This window comes from Streptomyces sp. HM190 (assembly GCF_009857135.1).
In the GTDB taxonomy this organism is placed as follows: domain Bacteria; phylum Actinomycetota; class Actinomycetes; order Streptomycetales; family Streptomycetaceae; genus Streptomyces; species Streptomyces heilongjiangensis.
Window position 1 is genome coordinate 2,495,295 of sequence record NZ_CP047318.1, and the last position, 20,384, is coordinate 2,515,678.

Consider the following 20,384-nt stretch of genomic DNA (forward strand, 5'->3'; position numbering starts at 1 on the left):
CTCTCCCCGCCCGCCTCGCCGTCCGCTCCCCACCCGCCTCGCCGGACGCTCCCCGCCCCCGTCGCGACCCGCTCCCCGGGCGTCCGTCCGCGCCCCCGGAGGCTGTCGTCAGCACATGTCTCGCCGTTCCCTCAGGTGAATCGCGGGACGAGCACCCTTATGTGTGAAGGGGAAGCCCGGTTGTCCCACGTCTGTGCGTGCGAAAACTAGCTTCGTGGCCGGAGGTGATCGAACGATGACGGCCTGCGCATCCCCATCCCCCACGACGGGCCACGGGAACGAGGCGGGACAGGGGCACGACGACAGCGAGGAAGGCGCCCTGGGCGACGGGGCGCGGACGCGGTCCGCGTCACCGCCCGGCTGCGTGATCACCGCGGACGGGAGCTACGGGGCACGTCTCGCCCTCGCCGGGGACGACGCCTGGTTCCCCGAGCGCTGGACCCTGGACGGTCCCGAGCCGTACGCCGTGCCGCTGCCCGCCAACCAGCCCGAGGAGCCCGGCACCGAGGTCCTCCCCCTGACCGACGGCCGGGTCCTCATCCACCGACCGGCCGCCGAGCGGCATCTGTTCTCGCTCCTCTACCCGACCGGCCCCGGCACCGGCGAACTGCTCCTCGGCGCCGTCGAGTGCCTGGACCCCTCCACCGAGCTGCGGCTGCTGCCGCCCGGCCCGTGCGGGGAGTGGGCGTACGCCCTCGCCGTGGGCCCGAGCTCGACGGCGGTGTGGCTGGTGGCGGGCGGAGCGTTCGGGCCGGAGCGGGTGGCGGAGGTTGCGGGGCGGTGCTCGGGCGGGGTCTGGCTGGACGGGGCGGGCCGGCTGCTCGCCCTGGACCGGGAGTCGGACGGCCGGACGAAGACGGTCGTGGTGGACCTGGAGCGGGGCGAGGTCACGCCCCTCCTCCAGATCGCCGACGACAGCGACGACCGGCTGCTGCTGGCCGACCCCGACAGCGGGCTGCTGCTGATCAGTTCGGACGCGCCCTCGCCCGGCCGTGACCGGCTCGGCTGGGGCGTGCTGGGCAGCACCCTGCCGGTCCGCTTCCCCGAGTGCCTGCGGGTCCCCGACGGCCACCGCATGACCCCCTTCGCCATCCAGCCGGGCCAGATCCTGACCCCGGAGAGCTGCGCGGTCGCGCTCCGCGTGGACGGCGCCCGCGACAGCTGGGTCGGCCTGTGGCGCCCGGCCTCCCGGCAGGTCCACCATCTGCCCGCCCCCGAGGGATGGCTGACGGGGGCCGGCCTGTGGACCAGGGACGGAGTGCTGCACCTGCCGTATGCCACCGGGGCGGTGGGGTGCGGGGTGGCACGGGTCGGGGTGCCGTGGGGGGACGAGCCGGACACCTGTGAACCGGCGCACGAGACAACGGCGCACGAGGCAACGGCACATGGGGGAACGGCACGTGTGGGAGCGGCACTCGGGGAACCGGCGCACGAGGATGCGCGGGGGGTGGTGTCGGTGGGCGCGGGGGCGTCGGCGGGTGCGTACGGCGCGCCGGACACCCCGGGCGCGCCCGGTACGCCCGGTCCCTCGGACGGGGCGGGCGTCGCGGGCCTGCCTCCCGGAGCCGAGCGTGCGCCGGTGGGCGGGCTCGCCGTCGCCGCCCGGCCGGTGCCCTTGCAACAGGCGCCGCTCATAGGGCGGGTGAGCGAGGAGGTGACCGTCGGGTGAGGCGCCCGCGCCGGGCCCGTGCGAGTTTCGGCCAAGGCGTCACGGCGGAGGCCGACACGCCCTTGGGCGCCTTCGGATCGTGTGCCGAAGCCCGATAAACTCACCCGCCTGTCAGAAGATCATGCCGACGGGGAACACTTTCCATGAGCGACGCACACATCACTCAGCCGCCCACTGCCGACCCCCACGAGGCGGAAGGCCATGGCAGGCACCGGGGCCAGATCTCGGCCCACGACGCCGAGACGACGCCTCGCGGGCGTCACCGCAAGCCGGTCGAGCAGGCGGAGACGACGACGGCCGCCTGACACCGCGGCACAAGTCCTTTCCGGCACCTCTCCGGTGTGCCTGCGGTGCTTCTACGGCCGGTCCGGACCGTCGATATGAAGAAACGTCAATCCGACACCGGACCGCTCACCGCATCACCACCGCCACACCCGGCCCCGCCCCCGTCACCAAGGGGGGCGGGGCCGTCGCGTGGGACTGTCGCACGGGGCCGATGCGCGGGGCGGGCCGATGCGCGGGGCGGGCCGTCGCGGCGCGGCCGGTCAGTCGGCGCGGTCGCGCCTGCGCAGCCCCAGCACCTCCGTCGCCGCGAAGGTCTCCCCCTGGGGGCGGTCGGCGTAGTACGGGGTGAGCAGGCCGTCCAGTTCGTCGTAGGTGAACACGTCCTGCTTGGTGTCGAACTGCGCCCGCACCCGCGGGCGTTCGACGACCGCGACCATGCCGCCGTGGACGACGAGGAGCTGTCCGTTGACGTGTCCGGCGGCGGGCGAGGCCAAGTAGCCGACGAGCGGGGCGACATGCTCGGGAGCGAGCGGGTCGGGGCCCTGTGCGGGGCGGGCGAGGCCGGCGAACACGTCCTCCGTCATCCGGGTCCGCGCGCGGGGGCAGATCACGTTCGCCGTGACGCCGTACCGGGCGAGCGCCTGCGCCGAGGACGTGGTCAGGCCGACGATCCCGCCCTTGGCCGCGGCGTAGTTGGGCTGACCGGCCGAACCGGCGAGGAACGCCTCCGACGACGTGTTCACGATCCGCCCGTACACCGGCGCACCGGCCGCCTTCGACCTCTCCCGCCAGTGCGCGGACGCGAAGCGGGTGGTGTTGAAGTGGCCCTTGAGGTGGACCCGGATCACCGAGTCCCACTCGTCCTCGGACATCGAGAAGACCATCCGGTCGCGCAGGATGCCCGCGTTGTTGACCAGGATGTCCAGCTTCCCGAACGCGCCGACCGCCGACTCGACCAGTTCGCGCGCCTGGCGGTGGTCGGAGACGTCACCGGTGTGGGCGAGGGCGTGGCCGCCCGCGGCCCGTATCTCCGCCGCGACCTCCTCGGCGGGTCCGGTGGACGCGCCGCCGCTGCCGTCCCGGCCCGGCTGCCCGTAGTCGTTGACGACGACGGCCGCGCCGAGCCGGGCCAGCTCCAGCGCCTCGGCCCGGCCGAGACCCCGGCCCGCGCCGGTGACGATCGCCGACAGTCCCTCCAGTGGCGATGACATGGCGGTCAGATCTCTATGCAGGTGCGCAGCGCGGCACCCGTGCGCATCTGGTCCAGCGCCTCGTTGATGTCGGCGAGGGGGACCCGGTGGGTGATGAGGCCCTCCAGGTCGATGCGGCCGGCCCGCCACAGGGCGATGGCCCGCTCGTAGGAGCGCAGGACGTCGCCGCCGCCGTACATGGAGGGCAGGATGCGCTTCTCGTCGAAGAACAGCTCGAACATGCTGAGCTGCAGGAAGTCGTCCATGGCGCCCGCGCCGACGACGACGAGGGTCCCGCCGCGCCGGGTGTTCTCGTACGCGGTGCGGGCGGTGGCCGAGCGGCCGACGACCTCGAAGACGTAGTCGAAGCCCTCGCCGCCGGTGACGGACTGCTTGGCCTCGGCCAGTTCCTCCGGGGAGACCGCCTTGGTGGCGCCGAACCCGAGGGCCGCCGCACGGCGTGCGGCCACCGGGTCGACGGCGACGATCTCGGCGGCGCCCTTGAGCCGGGCGCCCTGGATCGCCGAGATGCCGACACCGCCGCAGCCGATGACGGCGACCGAGGCACCGGCCTCCACGTCGGCGGTGTTGAGGGCCGCGCCGAGCCCGGTGGTGACCCCGCAGCCGATGAGGGCGGCGACGTCGAACGGCACGTCGTCGGGGATCGGCACGGCGCACCCGGCGTCGACGACGACCTCCTCGGCGAACGTGCCGGTGCCCGCGAAGCCGAAGACGTCACCGGAGGGACGTCTGAAGTTGGGGGTGCCGGCGTTGAGGAACCCGGCGAGGCACAGCTGGGTCTGGCCGCGCTTGCAGGCGGGGCAGCTGCCGCAGGCCGGCAGCCAGCAGACGACGACGCGGTCGCCGGGCTTCAGGCCGCTGACGCCCTCCCCGACCTCCAGGATCTCGCCGGCGCCCTCGTGTCCGGGGACGAACGGGCCCGGCTGCGGCAGCACCCCGGCCATCGCGGACAGGTCCGAGTGGCACAGCCCGGTGGCCCGTACCCGGATCCTCACCCTGCCCGGCCCGAAGCCCGCCGTCTCGACGTCGTCGAGGACCTCCAGTTTGTCCTGGCCGATCTCGTGCAGTACGGCTGCGCGCATGGTGCGGCTCCCCTCAGGAGTACCCGCCGGCAGTGCCCCGTCAGGAGTGCTGAACCTGTCCGGCGTACATGACGTACGACTGTGCTGAGCTGGTCATTCGTGCTCGACGACGGTGTCCGCCAGCACCGGCGCGTCGTCCCGGTCGACGGCGCTCACCGCGACCCGCACCGAGCGGTCGTCCGGCCGCCACATCCGGATGCGGAGGGTCTCCCCCGGGAAGACGACTCCCGCGAAGCGGGTGCCGTACGCGCGGACCCGGGCGACCTCCCCGTCGAGCACCGTGTCCACGACGGCCTTGAGCGTGATCCCGTACGTGCACAGCCCGTGCAGGATCGGCCGGTCGAACCCGGCGCGGGCGGCGAACTCCGGGTCGGCGTGCAGCGGGTTCCAGTCGCCGGAGAGGCGGTAGAGCAGCGCCTGGTCCTCGCGTACGACGCGCTCGACCTCCTTGTCGGGGGCGGTGGACGGCGGTTCCCGGCGGGCGGAGGGGCCCCGTTCGCCGCCCCAGCCGCCCTCGCCGCGGACGAAGATCTGGGCCTCGTTCGTCCACAGCGGGCCGTCGGTGTCGGCGACGTCGGTGCGCATCACGAGCACGGCGGCCTTTCCCTTGTCGTAGACCGCCGCGACCCGGGAGGTCGCGGTCGCCCGGCCCTCGACGGGGAGCGGCCGGTGCAGGGCGACGCGCTGGCCGCCGTGCAGGACCTTGGCGAGGTCGACGTCCACCCCCGGGGCGTTCAGGCCTCCGATGACGTCCGGTGAGCCGGCGCCCGCGACGGTGGCGAAGCTCGGCAGGACGTGCAGCCGGGGCTCCAGGGTGTAGCGCAGCTCGGCGGGGTCGGTCGCGGGAACGCCGGCGCCGACACCGAGGTGGTAGAGCAGGACGTCCTTGCGGGTCCAGGCGATCTCGGCGGAACGGGGCTCGGCCGCGAGGGCCTTGGCTGCGTCGATGGGCATGGGGCTCCTGTTCTCGGAAGAACCTCGGAACCTCGGCACGACCGTCCGCACCAGCGGCCGCGCCGAGGTCGTCACAGGGGTCCGGAACCCGCCCTTCTAGAACGCGTTCCAGTCCGGCGACCCTCTGTATAGCCGAGGCACGTGCACTTGTGAAGACTCCTGACACTGTGTCAGACAACCGGAGGGGCCACCGGAGGGCCGCGCCGCCGCACCGGCGAGCTGACGGATGATCACATTCCCATGGGCCGGTCAAGACTTCCCTGGCCTCGCGCACCATCGGAATAGTTGCCCTGGTCGACGAGGTTCAGCTGTCACGCACCCTCGTCCGGCCAGGAGGCCCCCCTCGATGACGCATCCGCACCCACCCGTCGCCCACGAGCCCGCCGCGAGAACGAACGGCGGGATCGTTCCCGTACTGGCCTTCGCGGGCATCGTGGTCGCGGTGATGCAGACCCTGCTGGTCCCGGTGATCAAGGATCTCCCCCAGCTCCTCGACACCACCCCCGGCAACGCCACCTGGGTCCTGACCTCCACGCTTCTCTCGGGTGCCGTGGCCACCCCGATCATGGGCCGTCTCGGCGACCTCCACGGCAAGCGCCGGATGCTGCTCGCCAGCCTGGCGGTGATGGTGGTCGGCGCGCTGATCAGCGGCTTCACCAGCGCCCTGGTCCCGATGATCGTGGGCCGCACGCTCCAGGGCTTCGCCATGGGCGCGATCCCGCTGGGCATCGGCCTGATGCGGGACGAGCTGCCCCGCGAACGCCTCGGCTCCGCGATGGCGCTGATGAGCTCGTCCATCGGCGTCGGCGGTGGACTCGCCCTGCCGCTGGCCGCGGCCGTCGCCCAGAACACCGACTGGCACGTCCTCTTCTTCGGCGCGGCCGGCCTCGGCGTCCTCTCCATCGTCCTCACCCTCGTCGCCGTGCCGGAGACGAGGACGCGGGCGGCGGGCTCCTTCGACCTCCTGGGCGCGCTCGGTCTCTCCGCCGGCCTGGTCCTGTTCCTCCTGCCGATCACCAAGGGCAGCGACTGGGGCTGGACCGCCCCGACCACGCTCGGCCTGTTCGCCGCGTCGGCCCTGGTGCTGCTCCTGTGGGGCGTCCTGGAGCTGCGCATCGCCGCGCCGCTGGTGGACCTCCGCACGACCGCCCGCCGCGAGGTGCTCCTCACCAACCTCGCGTCGATCATGGTCGGCGTCTCCTTCTACGTCGTCTCCCTGGTCCTGCCGCAGCTCCTCCAGCTGCCCACCGCCACCGGCTACGGGCTCGGCCAGTCGATGGTCGTCGCGGGCCTGTGCGTGGCGCCGCTCGGCCTGACGATGATGTTCACCGCGCCCGTCTACGCGCGGCTCTCCGCCAGGTACGGCCCCAAGAGCACCCTCATCCTCGGCCTGCTGATCATCGCGGTCGGCTACGGCGCGGGCCTCGGGCTGATGAGCGCCGCCTGGCAGACGGTGGTGGTGTCGGTGGTCCTCGGCACGGGCATCGGCCTCGCCTACTCCTCGCTGCCCGCGCTGATCGTCGGCGCCGTCGCCCCCTCCGAGACGGGCGCCGCGAACGGCCTCAACACCCTCATGCGCTCCATCGGCACGTCCGTGTCGAGCGCCGTCATCGGCATGGTGCTCGCCAACACCGCGCACCACGCGGGCGGGGTCGCGATCCCCACCCTGCACGGCTTCCGGGTCTCGTTCCTGATCGCCACCGCCGCGGTCGCCGTCGGCATCCTCCTCGCCGTGTTCCTCCCCGGCCGCCGTCCCGTGACGGGCCCGACCCTCCTGGCGAGCAGCACGGACGACAAGGCGGCCGTCGAACGCCCGGTCGAGCGGGTGTCCTGACGCCGCCGAGCCGGTGAGGCGCCGGGTGTGCTGACGCCGCCGAGCCGGTGAGGCGCCGGGTGTGCTGACGCCGCCGACGGACCGCATGGCAGCATGGGGCCCCGGTTCGTACGGCCCTGGTCGCCGGTACGACCCCCGCGCCCGCCCACGCCACCACGGAGGACCCCATGCCCGCGGCCCCCAAGCCGGAGATCCTCGCCGCGTTCGAGTCGGCCAAGGGGTTCATGCCCGTGGGCGAGGGGCTGGCCCTGTACGCGGCGGCCGTGGAGGCGGGGCGTCTGGGCCTGCCGCTGCTGGAGGTCGGCACGTACTGCGGACGCTCGACGATCCTCCTCGCGGACGCGGCGCGCGAGGCGGGCGTCACGGCGATCACGGTCGACCACCACCGGGGCAGCGAGGAGCAGCAGCCGGGCTGGGAGTACCACGACCCGGAGACCGTCGATCCCGAGATCGGGCTGATGGACACGCTGCCCACGTTCCGCCGCACCCTGCACCGGGCGGGTCTGGAGGAGCACGTGATCGCCCTCGTGGGCCGCTCCCCGCAGGTGGCGAAGGTCTGGAACTCGCCCCTCGCCCTCGTCTTCGTCGACGGCGGCCACACCGACGAGCACGCCACCGCAGACTACGAGGGCTGGGCCCCGCATGTCGCCGACGGCGGCCTGCTCGTCATCCACGACGTGTTCCCCGACCCGGTCGACGAGTTCACCGGCCAGGCCCCGTACCGCGTCTACCTGCGGGCCCTCGCCTCGGGTGCCTTCACGGAGGTCTCGGCGACGGAATCACTACGGGTGCTGCGGCGCGTGGCCGCCGGCGTCTGACGGCCGACGCGCGCCGCCCCCGGCAGCGACGGGACCGCCCGGCAGCGTCCGCATCGGCACCGCCCCCGTCGTCTACGCCACCTCGATCCCGTAGTCCTGGACCAGCTCCTCCAGGCCGCCCCGATAGCCCTTCCCTCCCAGGACGAAGTCCCAGTCGCCGCCCGCGCGGCGGCGGAAGGAGCCGAGGACCAGGGCCGTCTCGCCCGGACGGCCGTCGGAGACGTCGAGCCGGCCCTGTTCGGTGCGGGACGCGTCCAGGAGCCGGATGCGGGCGTCGGTGAAACCGGACAGGTCGGCCTCGGGGTTCACGGCCGGGTCGATCGCCGCCACGAGGACGAGCCGGTCGGCCTCGGCGGGCAGCGCGTCGAAGGAGACCCGGATCGCGGCCTTGTCCGGTGCCGCGGGAGGAAGCGCGCGGACCGTGCCGTCGGGGGTGCGCGGGTTGTTGTAGAAGACGAAGTGGTCGTCGCTGAGCACCCGGTTGCCGTGGCAGACGAGCGCGCACACGTCCAGGGCGACGGTGCCGCTCCAGCCCATGCCGAGCACACTGTGGTCGTCGGCGTCGCCCGGCGGGGTGTCCGGGGCCGTGGCCAGTGCCTGGCGGGGGTCGGGCGCCGTCCGCTGGGCGGGGACGGCGCGCCCACCGCCCGTACCCAGGCGACCGCGCAGCCCGTGCCGGTGCAGCAGGTCGACGAGTTCGCTGCCGGAGACGAGTTCGAGCGGTTTGCCGTTCGCGAAGGTGTGTGAGCCGGGGCCGAACTTGGACGTCGTCACCAGGACGCCCTTGTTGGCGCCCGCGTGCTGCACGGTGCCGTACAGGTCCCGGACGGCCGTCGGCGGGACGGTGTTGCGGTAGCGCTTGACCTGCACGACGATCTTGCCGCCGCGGATCGGCGCCGGGTCGAGTGCGTCGACGTCGACCCCGCCGTCGTTGGAACGCTGGGTGGTGACCGCCTGCATCCCCATGGCCTGGAAGAGTTCGGCGACCAGCGCCTCGAAGGCGACGGGGTCCATCTCCAGCAGGTCCGGCTCCTCGTCGCCGCCGTGCGTGACGACACCGTTGCCGACGTCGGCGGGCCGGCGGCCGGGCCGTACGGCGGTGCGCTGGTCGGGCTTGGCGGACAACTGGCCGCGGAGCCCGTCGAGCAGGCAGTCGACGGCGCTGACCTGCTCCAGGTTCAGGCCGGTGAACACCGCGCGCGGCGCCATGACGCTCGCGAGGACGATCTGCGCGCGCCGGCCGGTCGCCGGGTCGTGGTCGTCGACGAACCCGTTCAGGGTGACCGTCTCCAGGGCGCCGAACTCGTCGGCCGCGAAGAGGTCGTGCAGCACGAGCAGGACGCAACTGGCGAGGACGTCCCGGTAGAGGGCGCGCCGCTGGGTGACGGGCCGGGCCGTCTCCTTGTCCTGGTCGGCGTTGTACAGGTAGCGCACGGACTTCGTCTCGGGGACCACGTCGAAGCGGGGCAGCTCCCAGTCGAGGACGAGTTCGCGGGCGGCCGCGTCGTACGCGGCGGAGACCTGGCGGGGGAAGCCCTCGGGCCAGGCCGCAGAGGCGTAGAGCGCGGCGGAGAAGTACGCGACGGCGGCCTCGGGGTCGCTGCCGGCGCGCAGGGCCGTCGTCATCTCGGCGACGCCCGCGTTGTGCCGGCGGATCTCGGCGCGTTGCCCGTCCGCCCACTGCTGGTACTGCCGCTGGTACTGGGCGAGCTGGCGCTGCCGCTGCGCCTCCGCCGCCTGGGCCGCCTGCCAGTCCTGCTCGAAGCGGGCCCGCGCCTCGGCCTGCGCCTGGGCCCGCCGGCCGGCGGTCCAGCCGCCCTGGGCCTGGTAGTGGGCGGGGTCCGGCATGGGCACCGGCTGGGCGAGCACGCCGGGCGCGAAGGGTTCCAGCCGTTCGGAGCGGGTGAGGGAGGCGGCGCGGAACGCCGGGGCCCGGCAGCCGGCGGCCAGCAGCCCCTGGAGGGCGGCGACCTGCGCGTCCAGCTCCTCGGTACGCCGCCGGGCCTCCGCCTCACGCTGCTGCCGGTACGCCTGCTGCTGCTCGCGGTGGCTGCGGGCCACCTCCCGCTGGTACGCGCGCTGCTGGCGCTCGTACTCCCGCTGCTGCCTGGCCCGCGCCTCCAGCTGACGCTGTTGCTGGCGCTGTGCCTCGGCCCAGACCCCGACCAATCCGTTGGAGCGACGACTCATTCCTTGCAGGCCCTCCCCCCAGGGCCCTGCCACCGCCCGGCCGGGCCCTGCCCCACGACAAGCAGTAATCGCCCGACTCTACCGTGCGACCGGGCGTCCGCCCATCCGCCGGTCACAGCCCGTCCGGGCGGCGAGGCGGCGGGACGGGGCGGGAGGGGCGGCGGGGAGAGGGCGGACAGGGGACGGGACAGGGCGGTACGGCGTCGTGCAGCCGCCGGCGCCGGCCCGCCCCGTATGGTGGCAGGCGTGTCGTACGTAGGACCGGACTTCGATCCGCCCCAGCCCCGCCGTTCGCCTCTGCGCCGCCCGCTGACCGTGGCCGTCGCCGCCGTCGTGGTGGGGTCGGTGGCCGGTTGGGGGGTGTGGCAGGCCGTCGGCGACCCCGGCGGCGGGGACGACGGGTCGCAGCGCGCGGCCGCGCGCGACGAGCCGAGAACCGCTCCCCCGTCGTCGACGCCCTCCGCCGGGCCGACCGCCTCCGAGGACGGCGCCGGCCAGGACGACAAGGACGGGAAGAAGGGTGCCGACGGCGAGAAGGCCAGCCCGACGGCCTCCTCCGGTGCCGCCGCCGACGGGCCCCTGAAGGGCAAGGTCGTCGTCATCGACCCCGGCCACAACTCCGGGAACTTCCGGCACACCGCCGAGATCAACCGCAAGGTGGACATCGGCACCGGGATGAAGGAGTGCGACACCACCGGGACGTCGACCAACGACGGCTACACGGAGGCGGAGTTCACCCTGGACGTCTCGCGCCGGGCCCGCGCGCTCCTCGAACAGCAGGGCGCCACCGTGAAGTTCACGCACGACGGCAACCGGGAGTGGGGGCCCTGCATCGACGAACGGGCCCGCCTCGGCAACGCGGCGGAGGCCGACGCGGTGGTCTCGATCCACGCGGACGGCTCGGCGGCCGGCAACCGGGGCTTCCACATCATCCTGCCGGGCGCGGTGCACGAGGGCTCCGCCGACACCCGGCCCATCGTCGGCCCCTCCCGCGATCTCGGGGAACGCCTCGCGGGCAAGTTCGTCCGCGAGACGGGCAGCGCTCCCTCCAACTACGTGGGCGGAGGTACCGGTCTCGTCACACGTCAGGACCTGGGCGGTCTCAATCTGTCAACGGTTCCCAAGGTGTTCATCGAGTGCGGCAATATGCGCGATAGCAAGGACGCGGCACTGTTGACCAGTGGCACATGGCGGCAGAAGGCCGCGCAGGGGATCTCTGAGGGAATCGTGAGTTTCCTGCGCGGGTAGGGGGAGAGTCGTGATCATCGTGGCAATCCCGACGTACGCCTACGTCGGGTGGACGATAAGGTCGTCCCTACGATGAGGGGCCACCCCCGCGCTTCGCACCAGAGCCTGTCGGCGCCATGGTGAACAGCGACGCCTCCACACCGATGACGAGACGACTGACGAAGGACCTGAAGTGAATATCCGCTCCCTCACCAGAGGCGACGGCGTCGTGATCGGAGCAGCGGTATTGCTGTTCATCGCGTCGTTCCTCGACAACTACTCCCTCGACGGGGTTCCCGACAGCTTCGAACTCCCGAACCTCTGGGAGAGCGGTCCGGTGCTCCTCAGCGTCGTGCTGGCGGGACTCTTCGGCGCCGCGTTCATCGTCATCGCCAGGGGCCTGCCGCAGGCGCCGAAGATCGCCGGGATCGACCTCGGTCAATTCGGCATCGCGTTCACCGTCTTCGCCGCGTGGAGCGCGCTGGGCAACATCTTCGACCCGGCCGGCGGCGCCGACAACATCGGCAGCGGTTCGGGCAGCAACAGCGCCGACGCCGGTGCCGGCCTCATCCTCGCCCTCATCGCGACCCTGATCATGGCCGCGGCGGCCGTCGCCACCCCCCTCGTCCCCGCGCTGAAGGCCGCCCTCGTCGGCGCCCCGCGTCCGGCGGCCCCGCAGCCCTACGGAGCCCAGCCTCCCGGTGGTTACGGCTACCCGGGTGCCGGTGCCCAGGCGCCGTTCGGTGCGGGCCAGCCCCAGCAGGGGCAGCCGGGCACGCCGTTCGGTGGTCAGCCGCAGCAGGCGCAGGCCGCTCCGCAGCCGCCCGCCGGTGACTTCTCGCCCTTCTGGTTCGCCGTGCCCGTGGCGCGTCCGCTGTTCGCCGAGGACGGCTCGCAGTCGACGATCGCCGAACTGGCCCCCGGCACCTGGTACCTGGCGGTGGAGCAGCGTGGTGCCCACCTGGTCGCCCAGACCCAGGACGGCCGCCGCGGTGTGCTCCAGGACACCTCCGGCATCCAGCGCGGCTGAGCGCGACGCCGCCCCCTCGCCGTACGACCGGCCCCTCGCTCTTCCGAGCGGGGGGCCGTTGTCGTACAGTCGCCCTCCTGGTCAGCTGAACTGACGGAGCGTCAGGAGGCGGCGTATGCGGCTCGGTCTGGCACTGGGGTACTGGGGGCGCGGTCCATCGGCGGATCATGTGCCGCTCGTCCAGGAGGCGGAGCGGCTCGGGTACGACTCGGTGTGGACCGCCGAGTCGTGGGGGTCGGACGCGTTCACGCCGCTCACCTGGATCGCGGCGCGCACGTCGCGGATCAAGCTCGGTACGGCCGTGGCGCAGATGGCGGCGCGGTCGCCGACGACCACCGCCATGCACGCGCTCACCCTCGACCATCTCTCCGGCGGGCGGATGCTCCTCGGGCTCGGGCTGTCCGGTCCGCAGGTCGTGGAGGGCTGGTACGGGCGGCCGTTCCCGAGGTCGCCGCTGACGGCGACGCGGGAGTACGTCGACGTCGTACGGCAAGTGCTGCGGCGGGAGGCCCCGGTCGAGCTGGACGGGAGGTTCCACGCGCTGCCGTACCGCGGTCCGGACGGCAGCGGCATGGGCAGGCCGCTGAAGTCCATCACGCATCCCCTCCGGTCCGGTCTGCCGGTCCTGCTGGGCGCCGAGGGGCCGAAGAACATCGCGCAGACCACGCGGATCGCGGACGGCTGGCTGCCGTTGTACTGGTCGCCGGCGCGGACGGACGTCTACGAGGCGTCGTGGGGCGCTCTGCCCGAGGGGTTCCTCGTCGCCCCCATGGCTCGGGCGCAGTTGTGCGACGACGTCGCCGAGGGGCTGCTGCCCGTGAAGATCATGCTCGGCTTCTACATCGGCGGGATGGGGCACGCGAAACGCAACTTCCACGCCGACCTGATGGCGCGCATGGGGTACGAGGAGGAGGCCCGGCGGATCCATGCGTTGTTCCTCGACGGCCGTCGCGAGGAGGCCGTGCTCGCGGTGCCGGACGCGTTCGCCGACGAGATCTCGCTGGTGGGGCCGAGGGAGCGGATCGCCGAGCGGCTGGAGGTGTGGCGGAAGGGGCCGGTGACGGATCTGCTCGTCGTGTCGCCGGACCCGCCGACGCTGCGGGTGCTGGCCGAGCTGAACTCCTAGGGTTTCAGCCACGCGTGAGCGGCAACCCGTCAAGCATGTCTCGATACAGCGGCTCCAACCAGGCGGGCCGGGCCATAGCGATCGTCGCGGACGTGATGGCCTTCATCCTCGGCCTGTGGATCGTGATGTACCTGCTCGGTGCGAACGGCGCGAACGACTTCGTGCAGTTCGTCCATGACGCGGCCCGCTGGCTCGCCGGCTGGTCCCACGACCTGTTCACCTTCGACGAGCAGTGGGCGCGGGTCGTCGCGGGGTACGGGCTCGCCGCCGTGGTCTACCTGTTCGTGGGCCACGCCATCGCGAACCGCATGCACCGACACTGACCGCGAGGGCTTCGCGGAACGGCGCGGGTGGGTTGCGGCCGCTGGGTGACTGCGGCTGAGTGGGGGCTGGTCGCGCGGTTCCCCGTGCCCCGTGAAAGCAGGGGCCGGCCCCCGGTCTCTCAGGGGCGCGGCGCGGGGAACTGCGCGAGCGGCCACGGACGACCGGCTGCCAGCCACCAAGCGCAACCACCCCACCCGGAGGGCGGACCTCAGCAGCAGTCCGACTCTTCGATGTCGTCCAGGCCCCGCGGCAGTCGCTCCCCGCCGAACACCGCGCAGGTCGCCTCGTCGCCGCCCAGCGCGGCCACGGCGAGGAGCAGGGAGCCCGCCGTCCACGAGGTCAGTTCCTCGGGCCAGACGGCCCCGTCCTCGAAGACGTAGCCCGTCCAGTACAGGCCGGTCGCGGGGTCGCGCAGGTGCTGGATGGACTGGAGGATCTCCAGGGCCCGGTCGGAATCGCCCATCGCCCAGAGCGCGAGGGCGAGTTCGGCGGACTCGCCACCCGTCACCCACGGGTTGGGGACGACGCAGCGGACACCGAGGCCGGGGACGACGAAGCGGTCCCAGCCCTCCTCGATACGGGACTTGGCCTCCGCGCCGGTCAACGCGCCGCCCAGCACCGGGTAGTACCAGTCCATCGAGTAGCGGTCCTTGTCGAGGAACCGCTCGGGGTGGCGGCGTATCGCGTGCCGCAGCGCGCCCACGGCCAGCTCCCAGTCCGGCTGCGGTTCCTCCCGCTGCTCGGCGATGGCGAGCGCGCAGCGCAGCGCGTGGTGGATGGACGAGGAACCGGTCAGCAGGGCGTCCGGCACGGGCGTGCCGTCGTCCTCGCGCTTCCAGCCGATCTGCCCGCCGGGCTGCTGGAGCCGCAGGACCCACTCGATCGCCGCGTAGACGGCGGGCCACATGCGGTCGAGGAACGTGTCGTCGCCGGTGGCCAGGTAGTGGTGCCAGACGCCGACGGCTATGTACGCGACGAAGTTGGTCTCACGGCCGCGGTCGGTGATGGCGTCGGCGTCGCCGTCGGCGTAGGCGGCGTACCAGGAGCCGTCCTCGTTCTGGTGCCGCAGCAGCCACGTGTAGGCGCGCTCGGCGGCGTCGTGCTGGCCGGCCGCGTCGAGGGCCATGGCGGCCTCGACGTGGTCCCAGGGGTCCAGGTGGTGGCCGCGGAACCAGGGGATCGCGCCGTCCTGCCGCTGCACCGCGAGGATCCCGCGGACGGTGGCGGCGGCCTGCTCGGCGGTCAGGACCCCGGGCAGGACCAGGTGTTCCGTCCGGGGCGTCGTCACTGGGCGGCCGCCCCGGCCTCGGCCCCGGCCGCCGCCGCGTCGCCCTCGGCGGCGCTGTCGGTGTCGGTGTCGGCGATCCGCGGCAGGTGCGGCTTCGTCGCGTACACCACGAAGCTCTTGCCGATCAGGGGGTTGAGCGCCTGTTCGGCGACCCGGGTGGCCAGGGGCTTCTTCATGATGTCCCAGACCAGCAGCTTGTGGTACGCGCGGACCGGGAGCGCCTTGTCGTTGTCGACGCCGAACGCGCACTTCAGCCACCAGTACGGCGAGTGCAGGGCGTGCGCGTGGTGGGTGCCGTACGGCTTGAGGCCGGCGCCGCGGACCTTGCTGAGCAGTTCGTCCGCCTTGTAGATGCGGATGTGGCCGCCCTCGACCTCGTGGTAGGCGTCCGACAGTGTCCAGCAGACCTTCTCGGGGCCGTAGCGCGGGACGGTGATCGCGATGCGGCCGCCGGGCCTGAGCACGCGGACCATCTCGGCGAGCACGCCCTTGTCGTCCGGGATGTGCTCCATGACCTCGGAGATGATCACGACGTCGAAGGACTCGTCGGGGAAGGGCAGGGCGAGGGCGTCGCCCTCCATGGCCGTGGCGGTCGCGCCGTCGGGGGCCTCGCCGGCCTCCTTCATCGCCGCGAACCACTTGGCGACCTCGCGGATCTCGTCGCCGTTCTGGTCGAGGGCGACGACCTGGGCGCCGCGCCGGTAGCACTCGAAGGCGTGCCGGCCCGCTCCACAGCCGAGATCCAGGACGCGGTCCCCCGGGGCGAGCGGGAACCGGGAGAAGTCGACGGTCAGCACGTGGCCCTGCTTTCGCGGTCGGCGCTTTCGCGGTTTGCTTCAACTGCCTCTTCGACGGCCTCGTGGGCGTCGACGGCTCGGTCGGCGATGTGGTCGGCGGTGTCGTCGGCGGTGTGGTCCGCCGCCGGTACGGCGCGGGGCGCGGTGCTCGTGGCGGCCCCGGGCGGGCGTCCCTCGGCGCGGGCGATCGCCTCGCGGTAGTGGGCGACCGTGCCCTCGGCCGCTCTGGCCCAGGTGAACCGGCTCAGTACCCGCGCGCGGCCCGCGTGCCCGAGGCGGGCCCGCAGGTCGGCGTCGCCGAGGAGCCGGTTCAGCGCGGCGGCCAGGGCGCCCGCGTCGCCCGTGGGCACCGCGAGGCAGGTCTCGCCGTCGGGTCCGGCGACCTCGGGGATGGCGCCGCCGGTGGTGGCGACCAGGGGCGTGCCGGTGGCCATGGCCTCGGCGGCGGGCAGCGAGAACCCCTCGTACAGGGAGGGCACGCAGGCGACCTCGGCGGAGCGGACCAGGTCGACCAGTTCGGCGTCGGAGATGCCCTTGACGAACTCGACGGCGCCGTCGAGGCCGTACCGCTCCATGGCCTGGGCGACGGGGCCCTCGGTGGGCCGCTTGCCGACGACGACGAGGTGGGCGGCGGGATGCTCGGCGCGGACCTTCGCGAGTGCCTCGACGAGGAAGACGAGGCCCTTCAGCGGCACGTCCGCGCTGGAGGTGGTGACGATCCGGCCGGGGATCCGCGCGACGGACGGATCGGGCGAGAAGAGGTCGGTGTCGGCGCCGATGTGGACGACGTGGATGCGGTCGCCGCGGACGCCGAGGTGGTCGACGATCTCCTGGCGCGAGGTGCCGGAGACGGTGAGCACGCTCGGCAGCCGGCGCGCGACGCGCTTCTGCATGCGGGTGAAGGCGTACCAGCGGCGTACGGAGGTGCGGCGCTGCCAGCCCTCGGCGGCGTCCAGTTCCAGCTGCCGGTCGACGGTGATGGGGTGGTGGATGGTGGTGACGAGGGGCGCGCCCACGTCGCCCAACAGGCCGTAGCCGAGGGTCTGGTTGTCGTGGACGACGTCGAACTCGCCGCGCCGGGCGCGCAGATGGCGGCGGGCGCGGAGGGAGAACGTCAAGGGCTCGGGGAAGCCGCCGGTCCACATCGTCGCCACTTCGAGCGCGTCGATCCAGTCGCGGTACTCGTCGCGCTTCGGGGTACGGAAGGGGTCGGGCTGCCGGTACAGGTCGAGGCTGGGCAGCTCGGTGAGGGAGAGCCCGCCCGGTCCGTCGCCGGGGACCGCGTCCTCGTCGAGGACGGGGTAGGGCTGGGAGCCGATGACCTCCACCCGGTGGCCGAGGCGGGCGAGTTCACGCGAGAGGTGCCGTACGTACACGCCCTGGCCCCCGCAGAACGGGTTCCCTTTGTAGGTGAGGAGCGCGATGTTGAGCGGTCGGCCGCCGTCGGCGGCGGGGCTTGCCCGATGCCCCGCCTCACTGGCCTCAGCGGTCACTCTCGGCCCCCTTCTGCCTGTGTTGTCCGGTGAGATTACGTCGGGACGGTAATCTAGAACAAGTTACAGACTTGATCGTTCGAGGAGCACTGAATCTACCGGCAGGTAGGGCCGCGGTGAGCGGTGGATCGGGTGATTCACGCCACGGCGCGCACCCTGGCATGCTGTCGGATCGCACACCCTCACCGACTGTCACGGAACGGTACCCATGCCTGCGGAAGCCAAGGTGGACGCCAGTAGCGCACGACAGGAACCGCGCCCGGAGCCGCGTCCGGAGCCGCGGCGGGACTCGCCGCCCCTCACCCAGCGGCAGGAGGCCCGTCGGCGCCGGATCCTGCACGCGAGCGCGCAACTGGCAAGCCGGGGCGGTTTCGACGCCGTGCAGATGCGTGAGGTCGCCGAGTCCTCGCAGGTCGCCCTGGGCACGCTGTACCGCTACTTCCCGTCCAAGATCCATCTGCTGGTCGCCACGATGCAGGACCAGTTGGAGCACATGCACGGCACGCTGCGGAAGAAGCCGCCGACCGGGGACACGGCCGCGGAGCGGGTGGCGGAGACCCTGATGCGGGCCTTCCGCGCGCTGCAGAGGGAGCCGCACCTCGCGGACGCCATGGTCCGCGCGCTGACGTTCGCCGACCGCAGCGTCAGCCCCGAGGTGGACCAGGTCTCCCACCAGACGACGGCGATCATCCTGGACGCGATGGGGCTGGAGCGCCCCACCGCCGAGCAGCTCTCCGCCGTCCGCGTCATCGGGCACACCTGGCACTCGGCGCTCATCACCTGGCTCTCCGGCCGCGCCTCCATCGCCCAGGTGAAGATCGACATCGAGACGGTATGCCGTCTGATCGACCTGACGGCGCCCGAGGACGAGAAGGAGCCCCGGCGCCGCGGTAGCGGCCGGGGCTCGTCACGCGTACGGGGGGACTGAGACGCCTGCGACCTACGAGACGGGTTCCCTGCGCCGGCATGACCCGGATCAGGTACTGGGGGTCGCCGTCCGGTCCTGTACCAGCGACCTTCCGGCCTCTCAGCCCTACCGTCGACGTCGGCACCGGCGGAGACCTTCGCCTCACGCCCATGTCGGCTACTCCGGTCGGACTCCCTCACTCGTCCCGTAGGCCTAATTCCAGAGTAGACCGCCCATAGACCCACGCAAACCCCTGAAAGGGATTTTTTTACCCATCCGCTCGCCACCCGCTCACCCCCCTCGCCGCGCCCGCTCGGCACGGCGCAAGGGGTGGTGTGCCGCTACTCCTCCGGCGGGAACACCGGTTCGCCGCTGCCGGACAGGGCGATCGAGATCGCCTCCACCGGGCAGCCCTCCGCCGCCCTCAGGACGGGTTCGCCGGCGTCCGTCTCCGGTTCGGTGGGATGCGACTGCATCGCGGTGTCGAGGCGGAAGGCGTCCGGGGCGAGGTGGGTGCACTGGGCGGAGCCGATACAGAGCGCCCGGTCGACCTCGACGTGCCAGCGGTCGCCCATCAGCCCGCCGTCCGCTCACCCGAGCCGCCCGAGCCGTCGGTGGCACCGGTGGCGCCCGTGGTGGGCGGCTGGTACCCGGCGGGCAGGTGGATCATCTTGTGCTCCAGGTACTCGCTGTAGCCCTCGGGGCCGAACTCGCGGCCCAGGCCGGAGTTCTTGTAGCCGCCGAACGGGCCGAACATGTCGAGGCTGAAGGTGTTGACGGAGTACGTGCCGGTGCGGACCTGGCGGGCGACCTCGATGCCGCGCTCGTCGTCGGCGGTCCACACGCTGCCGCTCAGGCCGTAGTCGGAGTCGTTGGCGATCCGTACGGCCTCGGCCTCGTCGCCGTACGGGAGGAGGCAGATGACGGGGCCGAAGATCTCCTCGCGGGCGATGCGCATGGAGTTGTCGACGTCGCCGAAGAGGGTGGCGTCGACGTACCAGCCGTGGTCGAGGCCGGCGGGGCGGCCGCCGCCGGTGAGGATCTTGGCGCCCTCCTCCTGGCCGATGCGGATGTAGTCGAGGCTGCGGCGCTGCTGCCGCCGCGCCACGAGCGGGCCGAGTTCGGTGGCCGGGTCGAGCGGGTCGCCGACCTTGAGCGCGGACGCGGCGGCCGCGAATGCCTCGGCGAACTCGTCGTAGCGGCCGCGCGGGACGAGGATGCGGGTCTGGGCGACACACGCCTGGCCGTTGATCATCCAGGCGAAGGGCGCGATGCCGTTGACGGTGGTCCGGACGTCGGCGTCCGGCAGGATCACCGCGGCGGACTTGCCGCCCAGTTCCAGGGTGACGCGGGTGAGGTTGCGGGCGGCGACCTCCATGACGCGTTTGCCTGCGGCGACCGAGCCGGTGAAGGAGACCTTGTCGACGCCCGGGTGCCCGACGAGGTACTCGCTGACCTCGCGGTCGGCCGGGAGGATCGACAGGACGCCCTCCGGGAGCCCGGCCTCGGCGGCGATCTCCGCGAGCAGGTACGCGTCGAGCGGGGTCTCGGGCGAGACCTTCAGGATCGCGGGGCAGCCCGCGAGCAGGGCGGGGGCGAGTTTGGCGGCGGCGGTGAACTGCGGGACGTTCCACGGGACGACGGCCGCGACGACGCCGACCGGTTCGCGGCGCACCAGGATCTTCCCGAGCACGCCGTCGCGGTGCTCCTCGTGGGTGAAGTTCCGCGCCGTGGTGATCGCCGCGTCCCACACCATCATCGAGGCGAGGGCCTGCACCATGACGCTGGAGGTGAACGGGGTGCCGTTCTGGGCGCTGATGAGGCGGGCGAACTCCTCGTGGCGCACGGCGAAGGCGTCCTTGATGCGGGCGACGACCTCGATGCGCTCGTCGAGCGTCGCCCGGGGCCACGGCCCCTCGTCGAACGCCTTCCGCGCGGCGGCCACGGCCCGGTCGACGTCGGCGCGTGAGGCGTGCGGGACGCGGCCGATGACCTGCTCCGAGTGCGGCGAGACCACCTCGATGACGTCCGCGCCCAGGGGGTCCGTCAACTCCCCGCCGATGAACAGCTGTCCGTGTTCCACGAGCTCGGTCATGGCCGACTGCCTCCCCGGAGCCAATTTCTGACGATGCATCAGATAGGGCGATAC

18 protein-coding genes are annotated in these 20,384 nt (G+C 72.9%); 9 read left to right on the forward strand and 9 right to left on the reverse strand.

Annotated elements, in window-relative coordinates; all coding sequences use genetic code 11:
* Positions 1–235 precede the first annotated feature (235 nt).
* Both GSY65_RS10400 and GSY65_RS33245 read left to right on the forward strand, forming a co-directional pair.
* Positions 236–1,669: a hypothetical protein gene (locus tag GSY65_RS10400; protein ID WP_236579731.1), complete on the forward strand. Its 1,434-nt coding sequence runs from the start codon at positions 236–238 to the stop codon at positions 1,667–1,669.
* Positions 1,670–1,812: 143 nt separating this feature from the next.
* Positions 1,813–1,974 (forward strand): hypothetical protein, encoded by a 162-nt coding sequence (locus GSY65_RS33245; protein WP_099964147.1) that lies wholly within the window; start codon positions 1,813–1,815, stop codon positions 1,972–1,974.
* A 240-nt stretch (positions 1,975–2,214) separates the two neighbouring features.
* Here the strand turns inward: GSY65_RS33245 and GSY65_RS10405 are convergent, their stop codons facing one another.
* From GSY65_RS10405 to GSY65_RS10415, 3 genes are all read right to left on the reverse strand, one after another.
* Positions 2,215–3,165 carry a 3-oxoacyl-ACP reductase gene (locus GSY65_RS10405; protein WP_159767059.1) on the reverse strand — a complete coding sequence of 317 codons (951 nt, stop codon included), beginning with the start codon at positions 3,163–3,165 and terminating at the stop codon, positions 2,215–2,217.
* A gap of 5 nt (positions 3,166–3,170) precedes the next feature.
* A complete protein-coding gene (locus GSY65_RS10410) occupies positions 3,171–4,247 on the reverse strand; it encodes a Zn-dependent alcohol dehydrogenase (protein WP_159767060.1) in 1,077 nt (358 codons plus the stop codon).
* A gap of 93 nt (positions 4,248–4,340) precedes the next feature.
* Positions 4,341–5,201, reverse strand: a complete 861-nt coding sequence (locus GSY65_RS10415) for a MaoC/PaaZ C-terminal domain-containing protein (RefSeq protein WP_159767061.1) — start codon at positions 5,199–5,201, stop codon at positions 4,341–4,343.
* A gap of 346 nt (positions 5,202–5,547) precedes the next feature.
* On the opposite strand from GSY65_RS10415, the gene GSY65_RS10420 reads away from it, so the two are divergent.
* Both GSY65_RS10420 and GSY65_RS10425 read left to right on the forward strand, forming a co-directional pair.
* Positions 5,548–7,035: an MFS transporter gene (locus GSY65_RS10420; RefSeq protein WP_159767062.1), complete on the forward strand. Its 1,488-nt coding sequence runs from the start codon at positions 5,548–5,550 to the stop codon at positions 7,033–7,035.
* Between the two features lie 167 nt (positions 7,036–7,202).
* Positions 7,203–7,853, forward strand: a complete 651-nt coding sequence (locus GSY65_RS10425) for a class I SAM-dependent methyltransferase (RefSeq protein WP_159767063.1) — start codon at positions 7,203–7,205, stop codon at positions 7,851–7,853.
* Between the two features lie 72 nt (positions 7,854–7,925).
* On the opposite strand, the gene GSY65_RS10430 is transcribed toward GSY65_RS10425, so the two are convergent.
* Positions 7,926–10,043 carry a restriction endonuclease gene (locus tag GSY65_RS10430; RefSeq protein WP_201452505.1) on the reverse strand — a complete coding sequence of 706 codons (2,118 nt, stop codon included), beginning with the start codon at positions 10,041–10,043 and terminating at the stop codon, positions 7,926–7,928.
* Between the two features lie 246 nt (positions 10,044–10,289).
* Between GSY65_RS10430 and GSY65_RS10435 the strand changes: the two genes are divergently transcribed.
* The 4 genes from GSY65_RS10435 to GSY65_RS10450 all read left to right on the forward strand — a co-directional run bounded on the left by GSY65_RS10435 (position 10,290) and on the right by GSY65_RS10450 (position 13,749).
* The gene (locus tag GSY65_RS10435; protein ID WP_159767064.1) at positions 10,290–11,291 is read left to right on the forward strand and encodes an N-acetylmuramoyl-L-alanine amidase; all 1,002 of its coding nucleotides are present in this window, start codon (positions 10,290–10,292) and stop codon (positions 11,289–11,291) included.
* Positions 11,292–11,463: 172 nt separating this feature from the next.
* Positions 11,464–12,300 carry a DUF5336 domain-containing protein gene (locus GSY65_RS10440; RefSeq protein WP_159767065.1) on the forward strand — a complete coding sequence of 279 codons (837 nt, stop codon included), beginning with the start codon at positions 11,464–11,466 and terminating at the stop codon, positions 12,298–12,300.
* A 115-nt stretch (positions 12,301–12,415) separates the two neighbouring features.
* Complete coding sequence (locus GSY65_RS10445; protein ID WP_159767066.1) at positions 12,416–13,426, forward strand: LLM class F420-dependent oxidoreductase; 1,011 nt, start codon at positions 12,416–12,418, stop codon at positions 13,424–13,426.
* Between the two features lie 35 nt (positions 13,427–13,461).
* Positions 13,462–13,749 carry a hypothetical protein gene (locus tag GSY65_RS10450; RefSeq protein ID WP_159767067.1) on the forward strand — a complete coding sequence of 96 codons (288 nt, stop codon included), beginning with the start codon at positions 13,462–13,464 and terminating at the stop codon, positions 13,747–13,749.
* A 209-nt stretch (positions 13,750–13,958) separates the two neighbouring features.
* On the opposite strand, the gene GSY65_RS10455 is transcribed toward GSY65_RS10450, so the two are convergent.
* Genes GSY65_RS10455 through GSY65_RS10465 form a run of 3 tightly spaced genes read right to left on the reverse strand, consistent with a single transcriptional unit; the run spans position 13,959 to position 17,328 of the window.
* Positions 13,959–15,038, reverse strand: a complete 1,080-nt coding sequence (locus tag GSY65_RS10455) for a prenyltransferase (RefSeq protein WP_159767068.1) — start codon at positions 15,036–15,038, stop codon at positions 13,959–13,961.
* Entirely contained in the window at positions 15,035–15,835 is an 801-nt protein-coding gene (locus GSY65_RS10460) for a class I SAM-dependent methyltransferase (RefSeq protein WP_159767069.1), read from the reverse strand. The genes GSY65_RS10455 and GSY65_RS10460 overlap by 4 nt, the downstream gene beginning before the upstream one ends.
* Complete coding sequence (locus tag GSY65_RS10465; RefSeq protein WP_159767070.1) at positions 15,829–17,328, reverse strand: glycosyltransferase family 4 protein; 1,500 nt, start codon at positions 17,326–17,328, stop codon at positions 15,829–15,831. Before GSY65_RS10465 ends, GSY65_RS10460 begins: the two co-directional genes overlap by 7 nt.
* A 208-nt stretch (positions 17,329–17,536) precedes the next feature.
* Between GSY65_RS10465 and GSY65_RS10470 the strand changes: the two genes are divergently transcribed.
* Entirely contained in the window at positions 17,537–18,256 is a 720-nt protein-coding gene (locus GSY65_RS10470) for a TetR family transcriptional regulator (RefSeq protein ID WP_159767071.1), read from the forward strand.
* A gap of 320 nt (positions 18,257–18,576) precedes the next feature.
* Here the strand turns inward: GSY65_RS10470 and GSY65_RS10475 are convergent, their stop codons facing one another.
* Both GSY65_RS10475 and GSY65_RS10480 read right to left on the reverse strand, forming a co-directional pair.
* A complete protein-coding gene (locus GSY65_RS10475; protein WP_159767072.1) occupies positions 18,577–18,810 on the reverse strand; it encodes a ferredoxin in 234 nt (77 codons plus the stop codon).
* A complete protein-coding gene (locus tag GSY65_RS10480) occupies positions 18,810–20,330 on the reverse strand; it encodes an aldehyde dehydrogenase (RefSeq protein WP_159767073.1) in 1,521 nt (506 codons plus the stop codon). The genes GSY65_RS10475 and GSY65_RS10480 overlap by 1 nt, the downstream gene beginning before the upstream one ends.
* Positions 20,331–20,384: the final 54 nt, after the last annotated feature.